Source organism: Bacillus sp. MT94 (genome assembly GCF_058792475.1).
Genome location: NZ_JBXAEZ010000001.1, coordinates 927971 through 945670 on the forward strand (window position 1 = coordinate 927971; position 17700 = coordinate 945670).

Annotated in this window: 22 protein-coding genes and 1 pseudogene; 17 read left to right on the forward strand and 6 right to left on the reverse strand. The window is 34.5% G+C overall.

From position 1 onward, the window contains the following. Positions 1–3: 3 nt before the first annotated feature. From AC1Q51_RS04450 to AC1Q51_RS04475, 6 genes are all read left to right on the forward strand, one after another. Positions 4–282 carry an AbrB/MazE/SpoVT family DNA-binding domain-containing protein gene (locus tag AC1Q51_RS04450; RefSeq protein WP_000799089.1) on the forward strand — a complete coding sequence of 93 codons (279 nt, stop codon included), beginning with the start codon at positions 4–6 and terminating at the stop codon, positions 280–282. Beyond that, a complete protein-coding gene (locus AC1Q51_RS04455) occupies positions 275–634 on the forward strand; it encodes a hypothetical protein (RefSeq protein WP_016512772.1) in 360 nt (119 codons plus the stop codon). The genes AC1Q51_RS04450 and AC1Q51_RS04455 overlap by 8 nt, the downstream gene beginning before the upstream one ends. Before the next feature lie 18 nt (positions 635–652). After that, complete coding sequence (locus AC1Q51_RS04460; protein WP_000717826.1) at positions 653–820, forward strand: DUF3954 domain-containing protein; 168 nt, start codon at positions 653–655, stop codon at positions 818–820. 25 nt (positions 821–845) lie between these two features. Further along, a complete protein-coding gene (locus AC1Q51_RS04465; RefSeq protein ID WP_072938520.1) occupies positions 846–1097 on the forward strand; it encodes a helix-turn-helix domain containing protein in 252 nt (83 codons plus the stop codon). Positions 1098–1116: 19 nt separating this feature from the next. Continuing rightward, positions 1117–1599 (forward strand): nucleoside triphosphate pyrophosphohydrolase family protein, encoded by a 483-nt coding sequence (locus AC1Q51_RS04470; RefSeq protein WP_044307564.1) that lies wholly within the window; start codon positions 1117–1119, stop codon positions 1597–1599. Between the two features lie 150 nt (positions 1600–1749). Continuing rightward, positions 1750–1965: a hypothetical protein gene (locus AC1Q51_RS04475; RefSeq protein WP_000237379.1), complete on the forward strand. Its 216-nt coding sequence runs from the start codon at positions 1750–1752 to the stop codon at positions 1963–1965. 401 nt (positions 1966–2366) lie between these two features. On the opposite strand, the pseudogene AC1Q51_RS04480 reads toward AC1Q51_RS04475, so the two are convergent. The 5 genes and pseudogenes from AC1Q51_RS04480 to AC1Q51_RS04500 all read right to left on the reverse strand — a co-directional run. Continuing rightward, positions 2367–2423, reverse strand: a pseudogene (locus AC1Q51_RS04480) (exosporium leader peptide-containing protein); the annotation flags it as partial. Between the two features lie 144 nt (positions 2424–2567). Beyond that, complete coding sequence (locus AC1Q51_RS04485) at positions 2568–2762, reverse strand: hypothetical protein (RefSeq protein WP_097995368.1); 195 nt, start codon at positions 2760–2762, stop codon at positions 2568–2570. A gap of 2207 nt (positions 2763–4969) precedes the next feature. After that, a complete protein-coding gene (locus AC1Q51_RS04490) occupies positions 4970–5434 on the reverse strand; it encodes a hypothetical protein (RefSeq protein WP_001064729.1) in 465 nt (154 codons plus the stop codon). 775 nt (positions 5435–6209) lie between these two features. Beyond that, positions 6210–6938: a hypothetical protein gene (locus AC1Q51_RS04495; RefSeq protein ID WP_098831336.1), complete on the reverse strand. Its 729-nt coding sequence runs from the start codon at positions 6936–6938 to the stop codon at positions 6210–6212. Between the two features lie 821 nt (positions 6939–7759). Continuing rightward, on the reverse strand, positions 7760–8059 hold the full coding sequence (locus AC1Q51_RS04500; protein WP_044307562.1) for a hypothetical protein: 300 nt from the start codon (positions 8057–8059) through the stop codon (positions 7760–7762). A gap of 217 nt (positions 8060–8276) precedes the next feature. Here AC1Q51_RS04500 and AC1Q51_RS04505 point away from each other — a divergent pair, with 217 nt between their 5' ends. The 4 genes from AC1Q51_RS04505 (at position 8277) to AC1Q51_RS04520 (ending at position 10980) form a co-directional block, all read left to right on the forward strand. Next, the gene (locus AC1Q51_RS04505; protein ID WP_044307561.1) at positions 8277–8474 is read left to right on the forward strand and encodes a hypothetical protein; all 198 of its coding nucleotides are present in this window, start codon (positions 8277–8279) and stop codon (positions 8472–8474) included. Between the two features lie 317 nt (positions 8475–8791). Continuing rightward, complete coding sequence (locus tag AC1Q51_RS04510) at positions 8792–9274, forward strand: ArpU family phage packaging/lysis transcriptional regulator (RefSeq protein ID WP_090977984.1); 483 nt, start codon at positions 8792–8794, stop codon at positions 9272–9274. Further along, the gene (locus tag AC1Q51_RS04515) at positions 9274–9816 is read left to right on the forward strand and encodes a site-specific integrase (protein WP_001012133.1); all 543 of its coding nucleotides are present in this window, start codon (positions 9274–9276) and stop codon (positions 9814–9816) included. The genes AC1Q51_RS04510 and AC1Q51_RS04515 overlap by 1 nt, the downstream gene beginning before the upstream one ends. A gap of 213 nt (positions 9817–10029) precedes the next feature. Continuing rightward, positions 10030–10980: a nucleoside hydrolase gene (locus AC1Q51_RS04520; protein WP_001170292.1), complete on the forward strand. Its 951-nt coding sequence runs from the start codon at positions 10030–10032 to the stop codon at positions 10978–10980. Between the two features lie 563 nt (positions 10981–11543). Here AC1Q51_RS04520 and AC1Q51_RS04525 read toward each other — a convergent pair. Then, positions 11544–12029: a hypothetical protein gene (locus tag AC1Q51_RS04525; protein ID WP_000100518.1), complete on the reverse strand. Its 486-nt coding sequence runs from the start codon at positions 12027–12029 to the stop codon at positions 11544–11546. 478 nt (positions 12030–12507) lie between these two features. Between AC1Q51_RS04525 and AC1Q51_RS04530 the strand changes: the two genes are divergently transcribed. The 7 genes from AC1Q51_RS04530 to AC1Q51_RS04560 all read left to right on the forward strand — a co-directional run bounded on the left by AC1Q51_RS04530 (position 12508) and on the right by AC1Q51_RS04560 (position 17687). Then, a complete protein-coding gene (locus AC1Q51_RS04530; protein ID WP_179879475.1) occupies positions 12508–12672 on the forward strand; it encodes a hypothetical protein in 165 nt (54 codons plus the stop codon). Between the two features lie 9 nt (positions 12673–12681). Beyond that, complete coding sequence (locus AC1Q51_RS04535) at positions 12682–13008, forward strand: HNH endonuclease (protein WP_098311751.1); 327 nt, start codon at positions 12682–12684, stop codon at positions 13006–13008. 2 nt (positions 13009–13010) lie between these two features. Continuing rightward, the gene (locus tag AC1Q51_RS04540; RefSeq protein WP_098311752.1) at positions 13011–13319 is read left to right on the forward strand and encodes a hypothetical protein; all 309 of its coding nucleotides are present in this window, start codon (positions 13011–13013) and stop codon (positions 13317–13319) included. Between the two features lie 309 nt (positions 13320–13628). Further along, entirely contained in the window at positions 13629–14126 is a 498-nt protein-coding gene (locus tag AC1Q51_RS04545) for a P27 family phage terminase small subunit (protein ID WP_000015468.1), read from the forward strand. Further along, a complete protein-coding gene (locus AC1Q51_RS04550) occupies positions 14110–15777 on the forward strand; it encodes a terminase TerL endonuclease subunit (protein WP_000983375.1) in 1668 nt (555 codons plus the stop codon). Before AC1Q51_RS04545 ends, AC1Q51_RS04550 begins: the two co-directional genes overlap by 17 nt. A 16-nt stretch (positions 15778–15793) precedes the next feature. Next, positions 15794–17038 (forward strand): phage portal protein, encoded by a 1245-nt coding sequence (locus AC1Q51_RS04555; RefSeq protein ID WP_098311753.1) that lies wholly within the window; start codon positions 15794–15796, stop codon positions 17036–17038. Positions 17039–17054: 16 nt separating this feature from the next. Next, positions 17055–17687 (forward strand): head maturation protease, ClpP-related, encoded by a 633-nt coding sequence (locus AC1Q51_RS04560; RefSeq protein WP_003272656.1) that lies wholly within the window; start codon positions 17055–17057, stop codon positions 17685–17687. The last annotated feature ends 13 nt before the right edge of the window (positions 17688–17700 follow it).

The window sequence follows — 17700 nt, forward strand, 5'->3', positions numbered from 1 at the left end:
GATATGAAAAACACGGGTGTTGCAAGAAAAGTGGACGAGCTAGGTCGTGTAGTAATTCCAGTAGAGTTACGCAGAACTTTAGGTATTACCGAAGGAACGGCACTAGATTTTCATGTCGGTGGTGAAAACATCGTTTTAAGAAGACATGAAAAGTCATGCTTTGTAACGGGTGAAGTTTCTGAAAACAACATAGAGTTGCTAGGTGGCCGAATGTTTTTAAGCAAGGAAGGGGTAATTGAATTACTGGATCTTATTCAGAAGAGTGGGATGGCACATGCCTAAGCAACTAAACATTTTCGATGTAGAGCCAACAATTTGTGAGTTCGATGTAATGAAGGCAAATGTGAAGAGAGGAACTGGACGCACTAAATACGCTGATGTACGCGTCCGAGTTCCAACGAATGCAAAATGTACGGATGAATTACCATGCACAACTAAACAAGATGATCGTTATGACATCTTTGAACAATATGTAATGGCTATTTGGAGATTTCAAAGAGCTGTAGATAAGTTTTTCAATTGGGATACAGCTGAAGAATTGTGTAAGGCAGCAAGGGATAAAAAAGAAATAATTCCGGTAAGGGTTTATTTAGGAAGTGGATTTAAACCTGATGTTGTCGAGTACATGCGGTAGTAAAAGGGAGATGGACATATGAAAAAAATAGAAATTGATGTTAGTAGCAACAAACTTTTAATAGTGAAGGACGGAAATGTAACAGCAGTAAATCCGCCAATGAGTGGATTCGGTGAGCAAGTGGCGGTTTGGGTAAACGGTAAAGTTGATCGTGTAGATACTAAGTTTACTGAAAAGATAAAATGATTAATTTTAGAAAGTAGGTTCGCTTATGAGTGTAGCAAGAAATCATAAAGCGATGAAGGAATCACGGTTAAAAATATACATCGTTTTAGAAGAAGCTAACTTTATTTGGGATGAAAGAGATGTAGTACGTTTTCGTGAAATGTGGAGTCAAGGTATGAGTTTGCCGAAGATGGCAAAAGCGTTAAGGAGACACCAAGCGGAAGTTGCACTTCTTGTAATAGATCAAGCTGATAAGTATTTAATTGAAAATCGTCCAATAGGATTAGGGATTTGCTAAATAGGAAGGGGAAATCAAAATGAACATTATGGAAAATGGTGTATTAGAAGCAACTAAATTAATGAGTGAAGCAAAAAATGAGGAACAAGTTATAAATGAAGCTACAGTTTTACAGATTGCAAGTATCTTATCGATTGATGAATTAAATGATTATCAGGAAGCAACTTTACGAACTTGGAATAGCAAAACTGATTTTGGAGGACGAGTTTCAAATGCAGCTTTAGGACTTACAGGCGAAGCTGGTGAAGTTGCCGATATTGTAAAAAAAGCAATTTATCATGGACATGGTTTCCAACCATCGCATTGTCCAGGAGAAGAGGATGGAAACACTTATAAATTAGCCTTAGAGCTTGGAGATATTCTGTATTACTTAACAATTATGGCACACGAACTGGGATATACGTTACAAGATATTGCTGAAATGAATATTGCAAAATTAGCTAAAAGATATCCTGATGGTTTTAGTCGAGAAGCAAGTCAAACACGTGTAGATGTAAAGTAAGACCAAATTTGAATTTTATTAAGAAAGTTTAAATTAAAGATTTCATTTGAAAGGAATATCCCAGTAATAAAATAGAGCACTGATTTACAGTGCCTATCTTATCAGAGATTGCTTATTCCATAAAAATAAAGCTATTACGGACAATTCACAATGGTAATAGTGACGTTAGCCATTGTTCCAGGAGAATCAAGGGGTGAAGCAGTAACGATTACTGTTCCAGGTCCATTTGCGGCTAAAAATACAGCAGTAAAGTTACCAGAAGCATTGGTGATGGTAGCAAGAGGAACCATGAAAGCTAGAGAAGGATTACTAAATGAAAAGCTGACTACTACCCCTGCAGCAGGGATACCATTTACTAATACTTGACCTGAAAAAAATAAAGTATTATTTCCTTGGGTGGATACACATGCTGTGTTGGCGTTAGAAGTTAAGGAAATAGATGCAAGTCCAGCAGGAAGATTAAATCCAGTTGGTCCAGTTGGTCCAGTAGCCCCAGTTGATCCAGTTGGTCCGGTTGGTCCAGTAGCCCCAGTTGGTCCGGTTGGTCCGGTTGGTCCAGTAGCCCCAGTTGGTCCGGTTGGTCCAGTAGCCCCAGTTGGTCCGGTTGGTCCAGTAGCCCCAGTTGATCCAGTTGGTCCGGTTGGTCCAGTTGGTCCAGTAGCCCCAGTAGCCCCAGTTGGTCCGGTTGACCCAGTAGCTCCAGTAGCCCCAGTAGCTCCTGTTGACCCAGTGGGGCCAGTTGGGGATTGAAAAGGTAGAACAGGTGGAAGTGTGGGGCCAATTGCATCTGGATTTAGTGCAGCAGAAGATAAAAACTCATCCATTATATATCACCTCTGAATATTCGTATTACTAATAGTAAATGCGAGAGTTAAGTAGAGTGAAACGGACAAGCAATTGTATTTATGAAATTTAACAAAATAGTTATTTGGTAACAAAAACATCTCTTTATTGAATAACATGTCATCTTATTCAATAAAGAGATGTTTTATCTTTTTATTATCATCATAGTCACCTGAAACATGTGCGCCTATAAATGGAGTGCCATACACTTTGTCTTTAGAAATTACAAAGTTAAATTTGGAATGGTTATCAATCGAACAACTTATAAGATAATTATCATCAATTTCGTAAATATCTAGAAGGGTAGCTGCAAAGAACATTTTAATCATACCTTTCCTGATTCTGAATATAGAAATACTTTATTCTTTATGTAAGATAAACGCTTGTGCTAATAATGCAGTTTTATACAAAATTCTTATTTTATAACGAATAAAGGAAAGAAGCTTTTTTAATAAAAAGTTTCTTCCCTCAAAGTGTGCAAGAAATTCAAGGTAACTGGACCAGAGCACCTTTTAGATTTTTTATGATATTAATGTATTCAAAGAAATCTAAAAGGTGAAATTCTCATGAGTTAATTTTTTATATTGTATTCTTTACTTAGGATTATGGAGCCGGTCCCTAAAAAATAAAGAGTGCCTTGTAGAGCGCTCCTTATACCTAATTATAAATGTTTATGTTCAATCTTAGATTTTTTGCTGGGAGGAATAAAATGTTCTTGAACAAAGTTTAGATAAATAATACCACTAATCATTGCAATATAAAACACAGCACAAAAGAAGATTAAAATGTATTTAAAGGTCTTGTTCATATTGGTACCGTCCTAAAAAAGGCTTATTTTAATTTAATATTGTATGTAAAAAAAGGTGCATTTATACAAGGGGCAGGTAGCTAGCACAAGTAAAGCAAAATCCTTATTTAACAACAAATAAAAAGAGTGCATTTTTATATGCACCCTTAGTAAGGTAGGTGAATGTTTCATGAGATATAGAAAATCTAAAAAATCGTAATCAGATTTTCACGAGTAAATTTTTAATATTGTATGCCTTACATGGAATTATGGAGCCTGTCATTAAATAATAAAGAGTGCCTTGAGAGAAAGGCGCTCTGACTAATGTTGAAAAAGAATACCCATTATTGTATGTATGTTTTTGATTTAGGTGCGAGATTAAATAAAATCTTTATTTGAAATAAAAAAGGCCCTAGAGGACTAGGGCCAAGATTGAAGTATCATCTTTAAAGTGAAAGTAAAAAGAATGATATGAGGTTATTTTAACACGAATCTTAAAATTAAGAAATAACGATATTAATAACATCATTATTTTATAACCTAAAATAAAAGAACCCGTTTGTTATAAACGGATTCTTCACACAAGGTCTGCAAGAAACTCAAGGTAACTGGACCAGAGCACCATATATAATTTCTTGTGATATTAATGTATTCAAGGAAGTCTAAAACGTTAATAGTAATTAAGCAAAATTCTTATTGTATGAGAAAAAAATAAAAGAACCCATTTTTTTATAAATGGATTCTTCCCTTAAGGTGTGCAAGAAATTCAAGGTAACTTGACCACAGTAACCTGTGGAATTCCTTGTGATAATACTGTATGCAAAGGAACCAATAATGTTAATGAATTTCGAACAAAACCCTTATTTAACAACAAATAAAAAGAGCGCTAATCAAGAGCACTCTTTATACCTCACTATAACTAAAGTGACGAACTCACATTATACAGAAAGGTAGTATTAAAGTATGTAAAAGTATGAAATTGGTGAATGGGTTCAAACAAAATCTTTATTTAAATAAAAAGAGCCCATGCATCAGTGTTCTTTAAGATAGGAGGTAACTCTCTGAGCAGAACGTCTAGGTTAGAAATATATAATGTGAAAAAGAAATAAGAACAAAGTTTTTATTATTAACTCAATATAAAAGAGCAATTAGCTTTTGCTAATTGCTCGGCCCAAGGTAATAGACATATAGTGGGTATTAGTAAAATCGGAAATTGGCTATTCAAGAGCCTGTTTACAGTATAACCAAGATTTTTAAAAGTATTCCCTCTTTAAAGTTAAGACCTTATTCAAACAGTGTTCTATAAAGAGGGAGTGGAGTAATGAAAAAGAATACTTTTCTTATAATACAAGATGATTTTTTATTCTCAATAACATATGAGCATTAAGGCAAAAATGTGTAATTAAAAGAGCAGCTAGCAAAAGCTAACTGCTCTCCGAAAAAACGTTAAGAAGGAAGTTCAGAACCCAAGTGTATTTATAGTATGAATGGAATATTGAATTTTATTCAGATAAGAAAATAAAAGCTAGGATTTCTACTAGCCCAAAGAGTGTTCAAAAAGGTATTCACACATGGTCGAGCATCTTTAATTATAAGATGATTAAACATTTATGTATAGAAGTCAGTGAAGATTACCGCCGCGAAGTGGGAAGAAAGTTGGATTTATATAAATCGTTATTTGATTAAAAGAAAAAAGAACACATGTTGATATGTGCTCTAAGATAATCATTTTGATATCTATTAAAGTGTCTCTTTTGTATCAGGTGTATCAAATTTATCATTTAATTTAAAGGTTGTTTCTAAAAGAATTGTAGATGAAATCGCAAAGATTAATACAGCATGTGGTGATAATTGCACTGCTGTGAAATTAAGTTTTGCTAGCCAAAAATATCCGACATACATTGTCAGGAAGGTACTAACAATTGAAATTGTAAATCCTAAGAAACCTAATTCTTTTAGCTTTTCTTCAGATAATTTAAATACGCGTAATACGAAAGAGAAGATGATCCCAACTATGAAAAGTCCAATACATAAGGTCAATAGTGACATTATACTTGGGTATACAACGTCATCAGGCAACCATTGTTTTATTCCGACAATTATGGCTGTAGGGAGCGCGATAGGTATTAATAGTGGTGATACTATTAGAAAAATAGCTAATAGTCTACCGATGTTATTTGTTTCATTGTTGTTTTGATTGTTCATAAAGCCTCCAAAAATAATTGTAAAATAAATATCCTAGTGGATTTTAGCACAAAAGTATTAGTAAAGCTATAGTTAAAAAATTGAATTCAAACAAAAACGCTATTTGGAATGTAAATATAAGAGCACTTAGAAAAGTGCCCTTCTGTAACGACTATCCACTCTAAAAAGAAATGATGCAATATATCATATGAAATTATGTTGATTTAGTTGTGTGTATTTTGTATAAAAATTTCATTTTGTAGAAAAATGCCAAAGTAAAACGAGCACTTGTTCCAGAGTGCTCGCTTAAAAAACATTCCATGTATTGGGGTTATGTTTGTAAGTCATGAACCAGTAAATGACTGAAAAATAAGGTTCAAGATAGTTTATTCATTTTAGAGTAAATGGGTACCTGTACGGAAAAAAGAGCAGCTAGCAAAAGCTAACTGCTCAGCCCTCAGAGAAAGGGAAAAGAACATTACAAAGGTCACTGTGAATTTAAGCTGTATCAGCTCATTTATAGTATTGGACATAATTTAGAATTTTATTCGGAAAACCTCAAAAAAGCAGTTAGCCCAGTCTAACTGTTCAATAGTTTCATATTTTACGCAAGGATGAGATAGTGAATCTATAGCTTATATAAAGGTGAATATCATTCGTATGTTGATCAAAAAGGGATACGTTCAATATATAGGTGCATATGGTGATTTCTAATATGAAAAGAGAGCCAGGGGGGCCCTCTTTAATAGTTATTGGATTCGCTAGAAAAACGAAAAGCTTTAGATATATTAATGTATTAAAAATTTTGTGAACATGAAGTGCAAGGTCCACCAGTAGGTTGGAATACAACATTATCAACAAAAGCTGTTGCGCCTTCTCCACCCGTAGCTAAGTTTTGGAAACTAATACATGCTGTAGTTACATCAGCAGGTATACACACAACAAGGGTATAATGTTGGAAGCCAGCTTGTTGTTGATTTGCAACAGGTACAATGTGCGGAATGTTTAATGGTCCAAGTGTTGTAGGGTTAGGAGGACATCCTTGACCAAGTTCTGGAAACGATACAGAAGCAACAAGGAGTGCTCCATCTCTTATATCCCCAGCAAAAGAAAGGGTAAAGCAACAACCTTCGCCTACATCAACAGATTGGGTCATAATTCCTCCAGGTCCAATAGAAACAGCTAAAGCACTCAAGGATCCATTTGGAAGAAAACGACCGCTGTGCGCATTTGGAAATCCTACTTCTGAAACATTTCCCGTTACAATCCATCCTGGAACTGGAGTACCTGGTGTTGCAGGTTCATCAAATCCAGGGTTATCAAGAACATTCGTACATGGGCAACATGCCGTAGCAGCTGGTCCCGTAGGTCCTGTAACTCCTGTAGCCCCGGTTGGTCCAGTCGGCCCAGTTGGTCCAGTCGGCCCAGTTGGTCCAGTCGGTCCGGTTGGTCCAACTTGAGGTGGGGGTACAGGGGGGAGGAAACACTCACATGGAATATGAAATTTCTTTTTAAATTCACTCATTTTTACACCATCCTTATCATTCACCCACTTACACACTACAACTTATGAATTGGTTAACAAACAAGTATAAGAAAAAGGCCCTTGAAAATTAAAATAAATAAAAAAATAAGCCCTTATGTCACAAATATAAACCCATTCCATAATATATAAGGAACATGGGTTCACTTCAAAAAGCTTTTAATATATAAGGGAGTCCACTTCCTAAATCAATATCGTTGAACCTGTTGCTCCTGTTGCTTCTGTTGGTAAAGTGAATGACGAAGAATAGATAGGAGAGTTGAATCGATTAAACTTGATTCAACAGCAACTCCATGTAAAACAATATTTTCTTCATTCATACCTTTACCTTCTATGATTGCTCGCCATAGGAGGTAAAGGTTGCAAAAAGCAAATCATGAAGTTGGAATGTAATTATATGGAAGTGTAAAGATTGTTAAGGGGAATTAAAGAATGTATCGAAGTGAATGGAAAATGCAAGAAGAATTATACGATCATAGTAGTTAGATAATATACGATGGTGAATGGGTTGAAGTGGACAAGCAGTTTTATTTTATAAATTAAATAAAAATTTTATTTTGTGGAAATAAAAAACCCTAGTTTCCTAGGGTAATGGTATAACAGCCAAATATATTTTATTCTTTTATATCGTAACTTAATATTACGTTAAAAACATCAGGTAAGTGTAACCAATTGCAGAAAATAAAAGAGCAGCTAGCAAAAGCTAACTGCTCGGTTCTCCAAGGGGGAACAAGGAGAAAGTAACTTAATGGGTTGTCTACAGTATTGACGGAATATTGAGTTTTATTCACAAAGAATGACGTTTAACTTAATGCATAGCCAACGATCAAAGTTAGTGTTAAAAACACTGATAATAAAAGTGTTAGTAGAACTGTCACTATGCTTCTAAGCATCGCTATCCAATTACCTGCTTTAGAGAATCCTTTAATACCAGCAAAAAAAGTTCCTATTGAAAAAATGAGTACAAAAAATAAAGGGTGAAAATAAAAGATATTTATAAACGATGCATTCATTTCAGGTGTGCATACTTCAAGATATAAAAGAAAAAAAGCAATGCAAACGAATGAAAAAATAAAGGACCATAGATTAATATTATGCTTCATAGGTTGCTCCTTTGTTATCGGAATATTTCTATTAAATTTTAATGGAAAATATAAGAAAAAGATAGTGTTTATAAATTAGAATGAATTTTTGAACAAAATAATCCTTTTGTTTATAGAAAAACAAGCTACCACGTTTCATTGATTGGGAATCTTTTCTAAGGTATGCTTAAGGGGATGGGAATAAAAAGAATATTTTCGGGAGGAAAGGGATTAATTTATGTTAGGAAATTGGTTTGATAAATTAAAAGAACCTAAATGTATACATAGATATAAACTTATTAAAAATCATGACAATGAAGATTTTAAAACTGGTAAGATGGGGATAGTTAGTTATTATAAATGTGAAAAGTGTGGGAAAGAGAAGGAAATCAGCAAATATACTAATGATGTTAATAGTGACTATTGGGATATTTAAAAATAACAATCGAATATAGTCCGGCTAGAAAACTAGAGGACACCAATTCATTAAAGCAGCAATTCAAGCTGTTTTAGGAATAGGGGTCCTTTTTATTTTGAAAAGGGAGATGAGGAAATATTAAGGCACTAAAAGACCAATTACGCGAGTGGAAAAAACAATCCAAGCAAGGAAAGAAGAAAAACAAGAAAAAACAAAAAGAGAAATTATGTACTCGTGAAATTGAGGATTTAATGGGGATGCATAGACCTTGTTATGAACGGAAACGTGGAGCATTAAGATAAAAGTAATTTAAAAATAAAAAGGAGTGGTCTTACATGACTAAACAATTATCTTTCTTACCAAAAATTGATAGAACAGCAACACAAGAGGAGTTAGAAGGTGTGTTGGAAAGCGTACGTATACATAGACAATTTGGGATGATGCGTAAAGAAATGAAAGTCACTCCTTCTTATGAAATACGTGAGCATGGTCCTACGCATGCAGTTGGTAAGCCGTTAGAAGATATTGCTATAGCAAATATTCAACAAAGTAAACGAGAAGAATGGCTAGAAAGAATGTCATTACGTATTGATCAATTTCTAAATCGATTAGGAAATGGACGCGCAGGAATTATCCAAAGGGACATTATTTATAAACGTTATTTAGAAGAAGAGGATGTATGTGATTACATGGTTTATAACGAAATTGGAATGTCAGAGCGTACTTATCGACGTTGGAAGTCTAAAGCATTTTATAAGCTTGCTTTTGCACTTGGATTAGAAGTTTACGAGACAGAAGAAACTGGAGGTAATGAATAGTGAATTTTGTTCAACCGATACGTGATCCAGAGCAAATACAACAAATTAAAGAATACCTAAAAGAAAAGAATGAACGCAATTATATTTTGTTTGTAATGGGAATTAATACAGGTCTACGTATTAGTGATATTTTAAAACTGAAGGTTGGAGATTTAAATGGCAGCCATATATCAATACGTGAAATGAAGACAGGTAAGCAGAAACGTATTCAGATTACTGCAGCATTAAGAAGAGAGTTAAAGTGGTACATTGAAGATATGGAAGACTATGAGTATTTAATTAAGAGCAGACAAGGAAAAAATCGACCAATCGGAAGAAGTATGGCATATAAAATACTTAGTACTACAGCAGCAAAGTTTGGTTTAGAAGAAATTGGGACACATACATTACGTAAGACATTTGGATATCATATGTACATGCAGACAAAGAACATAGCTTTGCTGATGGAGATATTCAATCATTCAAGTGAACGAGTAACGTTAAGATATATAGGAGTAAACCAAGATGCAATGGATAAAGCAATGACTAGGTTTAAAATCTAATCATTGCTTTTTTGTTCAAGGATAGCAACACATGCTTATCAACTTAAGAACAGAAACTTATGCTTGAACATAAAATCAAATCTAGATGTGTAAAGCTATTTCAAGTGAATAGAATCGCCTCTTTAAGAATACATAAAAAATATATATACAAGCGTAGTCTAATCACTACATCGTTGTTGAAAGTAGAATTCTATAAAATTTGGAGGAAGAGATATGCAAAAAAAGGTTCTTCTGTTTACAGATTTAGGGATTGATGATGCCTTTGCTATACTGTACACCTTTTTTCGTAAAGACATTCAACTTGTAGGAATCGTAGCCGATTATGGAAATGTATCAAGAGAAAATGTAATAAGAAATATTAACTATTTAAAGTACATTGCGGGAAGAGAAGAAATACCTGTATTCCTTGGTGCTTCTGTACCGTTGACAGGTATATTGATTCAGTATTTCCCTGAGGTACATGGAAAAGTTGGATTAGGACCTATTATTCCACCTGAAATTTCATATCCAGTTTATCCTTTAAATGATATTTATCAAATTATAGAATCAAATTTAGAAGATCTTACAATTATCAATTTAGGAAGACTTTCTTCGCTAGCTACGACTTTTGTATTGAATTTAGAAACAATGCGAAATGTAAGAGAATGCATTTGCATGGGGGGAGCTTTTTTCTATCCAGGTAACGTAACTGCTGTGGCTGAAGCTAATTTTTACTCAGACCCTTATGCAGCAAACTTAATTCTGCAACATGCAAAGAACTTGACAATTATTCCTTTAAATGTGACCCAACATGCGATTGTTACACCCGAAATGGTCCAGCAAATCGATGCATTTCATCGGAATACACAGGATCTTGCAGGGCTCATCATTAAACCTATGTTAGATTATTATTATAATTTTTACTCCAAGTCTAATCCAGGTATAAGTGGAAGTCCTATGCATGATTTTGTAACAGTGTGGTATTTGCTAAATAGAGAGGCTGTTAACCTTACGAGAGTACCCATTAAAGTAATTCCTGATCAAGGGGAAGGTTTTGGACAAAGCATTGCAGACTTTCGTTTTGTTACAAATCCAGGCTATAAAATGCATAATGTAGCTTTTCAGTTTGATTATGAAAGGTTCAGGAAGGATATTATGGAAACGTTCTTAAAGAAGAGAGTGTAAAAGACTTTGTTCATTTTATTTAACGTATAGGAATCCAACTTTTTAGGTTGAAATTCTCTTAGTATACAAAATTTTTGAAATTCTGGCTGTATTTCGTCACTATCAAGCTAATAAAATAAAATCCTGCTAAAAATAAAAATCTACTGACTATTTAAAGTAATTAAATACAGTGGATTTTTATTTTTGGAGTACATTAAAATTAATAATTGGTGGCCATGTTATTCTACCCCATTCTATACAGTTACTCATTTTTATTGTGTTGTGTAACTCAAAAGAGGAAGTGTTATGAAGTTATGAATATCAAAGGCTGTAGCATTTGGCATAGTTACACAAAATATAAGATATGGGTAAGTTAGTTGAGCAAAATGTATAAGGTTAATTAATAATTGGGACATCGTTAGGAGAATTTAGGTTTATCAAGCAAATTATATTCTTATGACGATATCCCAACATTACTTAGAAAAATGATGTAAGAAATTTTAATCGATATGAAATTTAGTAGAGGATTGTACTTGTGCCTTAAATAGTATAACTAATACTCATAGATTAAGTTATTCCTATTTTTAAACTATGAAATCAGCAAAATGGAATACCATAGAGGGATCTGCAACGGAAAGACCAGGATTTGTAGGGTTAGAAAGGCCAGATCCACCAACAACTTCAATTTCAAGTTTTCCACGTAATGGACGTTCTCCTACTAAATAATCTCCTGTGGATTTAACATGAAGAATTCCGTTTACAAAAGAACTAATATCAAACTCTAATCGAGTACAACTCATTGGAGGGATAATTGTTAGACCAAGCCCTTCCAGAAAAGGTCTTTCATTCTCAGTAATTATAAAGGGAAGTGGTGTACCATCAACCGAGATTTGTACAGGAGGACAATACTCGATTACCACATCAGCTTCTAGCGATTGTCTTGTTGGATTCTTAAGGATAATTACAAGCCTATTATTTGGTTGTCCAACCGCAGCATTTAATGGAACTAGAAAAGGTCCTGTAGTAATCGTATTCTTTCTAACATGACATTTTGATTTATAACTGGACATAAAATCATCTCCTATTAAAAATACTTTCTGTATATCTTATTAACATTAAACGTAAGTTGTACAGGCTGATATAGCATAAGAAGCATTGGATTATAGTAAAGTCCTCCATTATAACTTACCTGCAGTATTCATGTGGAATTTAATATTAGTGGCAGAGTCGTGACCGCTTTTTGGCAGAAAATGTGCCGGTCGTTTTGGAATCAACGTGATATATTTGCATTGTGAGAAGTGGCGGAAAACACAACTCACTATGTTGTTTTTTAATTTCTAAACGGTTCGTAATGACGGCACATAAAATCCGAAACCAGAGCTTTTGCTCTTCTTCCAGTCACTTGATAATGTTGGAGCAGTTAATTGTAACATCATTAGGTGATTGGAAAAAGAATAAAAATTCATGTACCGTAATTGAAACATAAATTAGTAATTGAGGGCAAAGCATCCATTCGGGTGCTTTTTTATTTTGAGGAGGATGAAAGGGATGGAAGGTAAAACATTAGTATTTAAACCTGTAAAGCAATATAGGGTTGATCCGAATAAAATTCAAACATTAGATGATGTAATTGCTATCTTAAAAAAAGTAACGATATATGTGAACGGCGAAGAATCATTGGAAGGTATAGAACATTTGATTGAAGAGGAGTGAGGATATTTCATGCAACCTCTAACAATACAAGAGATTAATAAACTATATGAGCAAGATAATATCATTAAATTCTATAAGCATCCTTATTGGAGAAGGAACATTAGAATCAAGGCATTAGAAAGAGATAACAATGAATGCCAGGAGTGTAAGCGTAAAGGTAAGTATAGCAAGGGTAGGAACGTCCATCATATCAAGGAGTTGAGGGATTTTCCCGAACTTGGATACGTACTCAGCAATCTCGAGACACTATGCATTCAATGCCATAACAAAGAACATAACAAAGAGAAGAACATAGTGAAGAAGCGTTGCACGATAGTAGATGAAGAGAGGTGGTAAGTGTGAACAGCTTAACGATACAAGGTAACACGTATGATCTTAATGAAATCAAACGCATCATTGAACATCCTGTTGACATGACTATCATATTCGATGCTGATATGTACAAGCGATTCCAAAAGGATATCTACACAACATACAAACAGATAAGACACATATGTAATCCAAGAGCATGCGAGAAGACATCTTTACAAACAGTAAAGGCGAGTCTTAAAGAACATTGGTTAGAACAATACTTAAACTTAAGTTTAGAAGAAGCTAACTTAATAATTGAATACGCTGATAAGTTTTTTGGTTTAGCTATAAAATAATTTGAAATAAATTTCCTAAGACACCCCCCGGGTAAAATATAGAAACAATTTTGCTGGGGGACCGAACAACGCGAGGGGGGATTTCTCTTTTTATTTTCGCGTTACGCGCGTGGGAATAGAAAAAAAGGCAAAAAAAATACCATCCCTTCTCTGGGATGATTAAAATTTTCGATATGTATTTGTAATCAGTGGACCGTCGCCACAGTTTCCTTCTAAGTAAAACTATACATGATTATTCTCGTCTTTACAAGTGTCATTTTTAAAATTAATCTTCGAAAAAATCCAATGAAAAAGCGGGGTGGTGATATTGTGAGCGGAAAACAAAGTAAATATAAATTAGCGTTCAAAGATTTCTTAGAAGGTGTTAAATACAAGGATATCGCGGATAAATATGGCGTATCTGTTAGCACTGTTAAATCATGGCGCAGCCGTTATTGGGAAGACATGATAAATGAAAAAGGTCTAAAAAATGTTTCGGAAAAGGTTGCAAAACTTCAAAAAAACAGAGAAAAAACGCTTAGAAATAAAATAAGAGATGATTTATATGAACAACTCGGCACGAACGGTATCATACACGCTCATTTTATGGATTTAGTAGAAGATTATATGTCATTTTGGGATATAAAAAACAGATTGATAGCTGATGTAAAAGATCGCGGTGTATCTGTACTAGGCGCTAATGGATTTATGAAAAAAAACGATAGCATTAACGAGTTGAATAAAACTAACACGCAAATGTTAAAGATTCTTAACGAGTTAGGACTTAAGGCGGTAAGTGAGGAGGATGACGATGATGCAGAAGTCTAATCTTCCTTATAAATATCATCCTTTCATTAGTGAGTACATGCATGCTGTGGAAAGCGGATCTATCCGTTCTTGTAATGAACAAAAACAATTAATGACCTTAGTTCGAAAAACTTTAGATGATCCAAATGTTTATGTTGATGTTCAAGCTATTGAGGATAGTGTTAATATCCCAGCTAAATATTTTCCATTCGAATTATTCGCATGGCAACGTTTTGTTAACGCTTGTGTGTTCGGCGTTCGTTATAAGGACACCAACCGTCTTGTTTGGAATCAAATATTAATACTGATGGGACGTGGCGGTGGTAAAAACGGATATGCCGGATATTTAAACTTCTATATGCTATCTAAACAGTTTGGTATAGATAGATATCACATTGAATGGATCGCGACATCTGAAGAACAAGCAAAAACTACATTCGATGACGTGAAGGAAGTAATAGAAAATCCTGCAAATAAGGTTTTAAAGAGATCATTTAGTGCTACAAAGGTACTAATTAAACATAAAACAAACAAATCTCACATGAAATTCAATACTTCTAATGCTAGAACGAAAGATGGACGACGTCCTGGATCAGTTTGGTTCGATGAAATTCATGAATATGAAGGTTATAAATCGATTAAAGTATTCCGTTCAGCCTTGGGTAAAGTTAAAGATGGACGAACTTTCTATTTAACAACGGATGGATATGTCCGTGGTGGCGTTTTGGATGATATGAAAGAGAAGGCTCGAATGATTCTAAGTGGCGAAGTTGAAAGGAGTAAGTTATTCCCCTTCATCTGCAAATTAGACTCCGAAGAAGAAGTCGAAGATATTGCAAACTGGGAAAAAGCCAATCCTTCTATTCGAGATAATATGGAATTATTCGAAACGATGAAAGAAGAATGGGCCGATTGTCAAACCAACATTCCTATGCATGTTGAATTCATGACAAAACGGATGAACATTCCGAAGCAGCTATTTCAACATAAAATCGCTACTTATGAGGATCTTCTTGCAACAGATCAACCTTTACCTGATGATTTACACAAATATGAATGTATTGGTGGTGTAGATTACGCAGAATTACGCGATTTCTGCAGCGTCGGTTTGCTATTCAAACGGCAAGGGAAGCGTTATTGGATTCACCATACCTTTATATGGCATCAGGCATTGAAAATGCAGGATATTAATCAAGATATTATAGATATAGGTGTGGAAAAAGGACTCTTCACCATCGTCTATGATAAAGAAATCGAGCCCAAACGTGTTATCAATTGGTTTTTAGAAAAATCGAAAACATACGACATTAAGCGTATCGCGATTGATAAATTCCGTTCTGTAATCTTGAAACCTTTATTAGAAGAAGCTGGTTTTAACGAAAGAGTTGAGATAGTAAGGCGCGGGCAGTACATTCATGCTATGTTAGACCCATTAATCCAACATCTATTCATAAATCATAATATTGTTTTCCACGACGATCCTGTTATGCGTTGGTATTGCGGGAATGTTTATGTGGACGAACTAGGAAATGGCTCAAAAGAATATAAAAAAATCGACCCTGTCAAAAGAAAAACTGACGGGTTTTTTGCGTTCACACATGCGCTCAATTTCGACGGTGATCTTGAAGACTATGCAGTCGATTTAAACGATATGCAAGTATGGTCATTCTGAGAAAGGGGGTGAAAAAATGGGAATTCGTAATGTTTTTAAAACCTTTTTAGGAAAAAGTGATAATGGAACAGTCCCGGATGTTGATTGTAGTGTGATGACACTTAAAGCTGAAATTGCTTACAAGAAATTGTATGTTAACGCTGCTATCGATTTAATTGTTCGTAGTTTAGTAGCTTGTGATTTTGAAACATATAGAAGTGGCAAGTTAAAAAGAAGTTTGAACTACTACCAATTAAATGTGGCACCAAATAAGAATGAAAATGCCCATGAGTTTTGGTATAAGGTTGTCCATCAGTTAATTTACGAAAAGGAAGCGTTAATTTTACCTATAGGTGAGGAACTGTGGATAGCTGAATCGTTTCATCGTGAAACTACGAATGGTTTTAATGAGTATGTTTATAAAAGTGTTTCGATTAACAATCAGCTTTTAACGAAGGAATTTAGAGAACAAGACGTTCTATACTTGAGCCTTTCTGTAGAGTCAATAAACAACGTGATTAATAGTTTATATAGTTCATATGGACTATTACTAGCTAAAGCGATGTCAGATTACAAAGGCAATGGAAGAATACGTTATTTGTTCAGAGGCCGTTTCATGAATTCGTTAACTGATGAAAATGGAAAAGCTTCGCAAGAACTTTTTGAAGAGAAAGCAAAAGATTATATGAATCCTGAAAAGTTAGCAGCAATCATGTTCTTACCTGACAACGTACAAATGGAAGATCAAAGCAAGGACCCACGTAATTTAGATACGAGGGACATCAAAAACCTTGCAAAAGATATGTTAGATTTCGTGGCAACTGCCTTCCACATTCCTCCTTCATTACTAAGTGGAATAAGTGAAGGTGGCATTTCAACTACCGGTAATCCTACTGGCGATTTAGATAACTTTATCATATTCGCAGTAAGACCAATAGGGGAAATGATTACTAACGAATATAACAAGAAGATGTTCTCTAGAGAGCAATATTTAAGTAAAACATACATTAGATTCAACATGGACAACTTCAAATTGTTCGATCTTACTAAGTTTGCTAATTCCGTTGACAAGCTATTTGCAGTCGGTGGCATGAGCATAAACGATGTATTAGAACGTTTAGGAAAAGAACAAATAAAAGAAGATTGGGCTAATGAACGTTATGTTACTAAGAACTATGAGAGAGCAAGGATAAGCGGAACTATGAAAGGGGGTGAAGATATTGGAAATGGAAAAGATTCAACCGAAGTTCCTAATGATGGACAACAATCAACAGGACAATAGTAAATCAGTCATTTATATGTATGGGAATGTTGGTAAAGCTCCTTTCGGTGACATTTCTTCTCAAGGTGTAAGAGAAATGTTAGATGGTGTTACAAATGACATTGAAATTCACATCAATTCAAATGGTGGCGATGCGTTTGAAGGGATTGCAATTTGCAACTACTTAAAAAATCACCCTTCTAATGTAACTGCCGTTATTGATGGTATAGCCGCTTCAGCCGCTTCATTAATTGCGATGGGTGCTAATAAAATCGAAATGCCTTCTAATACCACTATGATGGTACATCGTGCATCGACATATGCATTCGGTAATGCTGACTCATTAGAGAAGCAAGCTAAAATGCTACGTGACGTTGACGAAGCGTTAATTCAATCTTATAACAGCCGTTTTAACGGTGAGTTTTTCCAACTAGAAACACTTCTAGACAACGAAACTTATATGACCGCTGAAAAAGCTAAGTCATTCGGTTTCTGTGACGTAATCACTGATTCAATACAATCAAGTGTGGACAGTGAATCTGTAATTACAAATGAAGTTGAAGAACAACCCATCATCGCATCTATCGAAAACGAAGGTGACAAACGTACTCAAAACGCTGAAAAATCAGCTAACTTTATGGTTTCACTATTAAAATCTATTAAACTGTAGGAGGTAATTTACA

Coding starts and splice junctions, on each gene's coding strand:
- AC1Q51_RS04450 (WP_000799089.1), top strand. CDS start 4: ATGAAAAACACGGGTGTTGCAAGAAAAGTGGACGAGCTAGGTCGTGTA.
- AC1Q51_RS04455 (WP_016512772.1), top strand. CDS start 275: ATGCCTAAGCAACTAAACATTTTCGATGTAGAGCCAACAATTTGTGAG.
- AC1Q51_RS04460 (WP_000717826.1), top strand. CDS start 653: ATGAAAAAAATAGAAATTGATGTTAGTAGCAACAAACTTTTAATAGTG.
- AC1Q51_RS04465 (WP_072938520.1), top strand. CDS start 846: ATGAGTGTAGCAAGAAATCATAAAGCGATGAAGGAATCACGGTTAAAA.
- AC1Q51_RS04470 (WP_044307564.1), top strand. CDS start 1,117: ATGAACATTATGGAAAATGGTGTATTAGAAGCAACTAAATTAATGAGT.
- AC1Q51_RS04475 (WP_000237379.1), top strand. CDS start 1,750: ATGGTAATAGTGACGTTAGCCATTGTTCCAGGAGAATCAAGGGGTGAA.
- AC1Q51_RS04485 (WP_097995368.1), bottom strand. CDS start 2,762: ATGTTCTTTGCAGCTACCCTTCTAGATATTTACGAAATTGATGATAAT.
- AC1Q51_RS04490 (WP_001064729.1), bottom strand. CDS start 5,434: ATGAACAATCAAAACAACAATGAAACAAATAACATCGGTAGACTATTA.
- AC1Q51_RS04495 (WP_098831336.1), bottom strand. CDS start 6,938: ATGAGTGAATTTAAAAAGAAATTTCATATTCCATGTGAGTGTTTCCTC.
- AC1Q51_RS04500 (WP_044307562.1), bottom strand. CDS start 8,059: ATGAAGCATAATATTAATCTATGGTCCTTTATTTTTTCATTCGTTTGC.
- AC1Q51_RS04505 (WP_044307561.1), top strand. CDS start 8,277: ATGTTAGGAAATTGGTTTGATAAATTAAAAGAACCTAAATGTATACAT.
- AC1Q51_RS04510 (WP_090977984.1), top strand. CDS start 8,792: ATGACTAAACAATTATCTTTCTTACCAAAAATTGATAGAACAGCAACA.
- AC1Q51_RS04520 (WP_001170292.1), top strand. CDS start 10,030: ATGCAAAAAAAGGTTCTTCTGTTTACAGATTTAGGGATTGATGATGCC.
- AC1Q51_RS04525 (WP_000100518.1), bottom strand. CDS start 12,029: ATGTCCAGTTATAAATCAAAATGTCATGTTAGAAAGAATACGATTACT.
- AC1Q51_RS04530 (WP_179879475.1), top strand. CDS start 12,508: ATGGAAGGTAAAACATTAGTATTTAAACCTGTAAAGCAATATAGGGTT.
- AC1Q51_RS04535 (WP_098311751.1), top strand. CDS start 12,682: ATGCAACCTCTAACAATACAAGAGATTAATAAACTATATGAGCAAGAT.
- AC1Q51_RS04550 (WP_000983375.1), top strand. CDS start 14,110: ATGATGCAGAAGTCTAATCTTCCTTATAAATATCATCCTTTCATTAGT.
- AC1Q51_RS04555 (WP_098311753.1), top strand. CDS start 15,794: ATGGGAATTCGTAATGTTTTTAAAACCTTTTTAGGAAAAAGTGATAAT.
- AC1Q51_RS04560 (WP_003272656.1), top strand. CDS start 17,055: ATGTATGGGAATGTTGGTAAAGCTCCTTTCGGTGACATTTCTTCTCAA.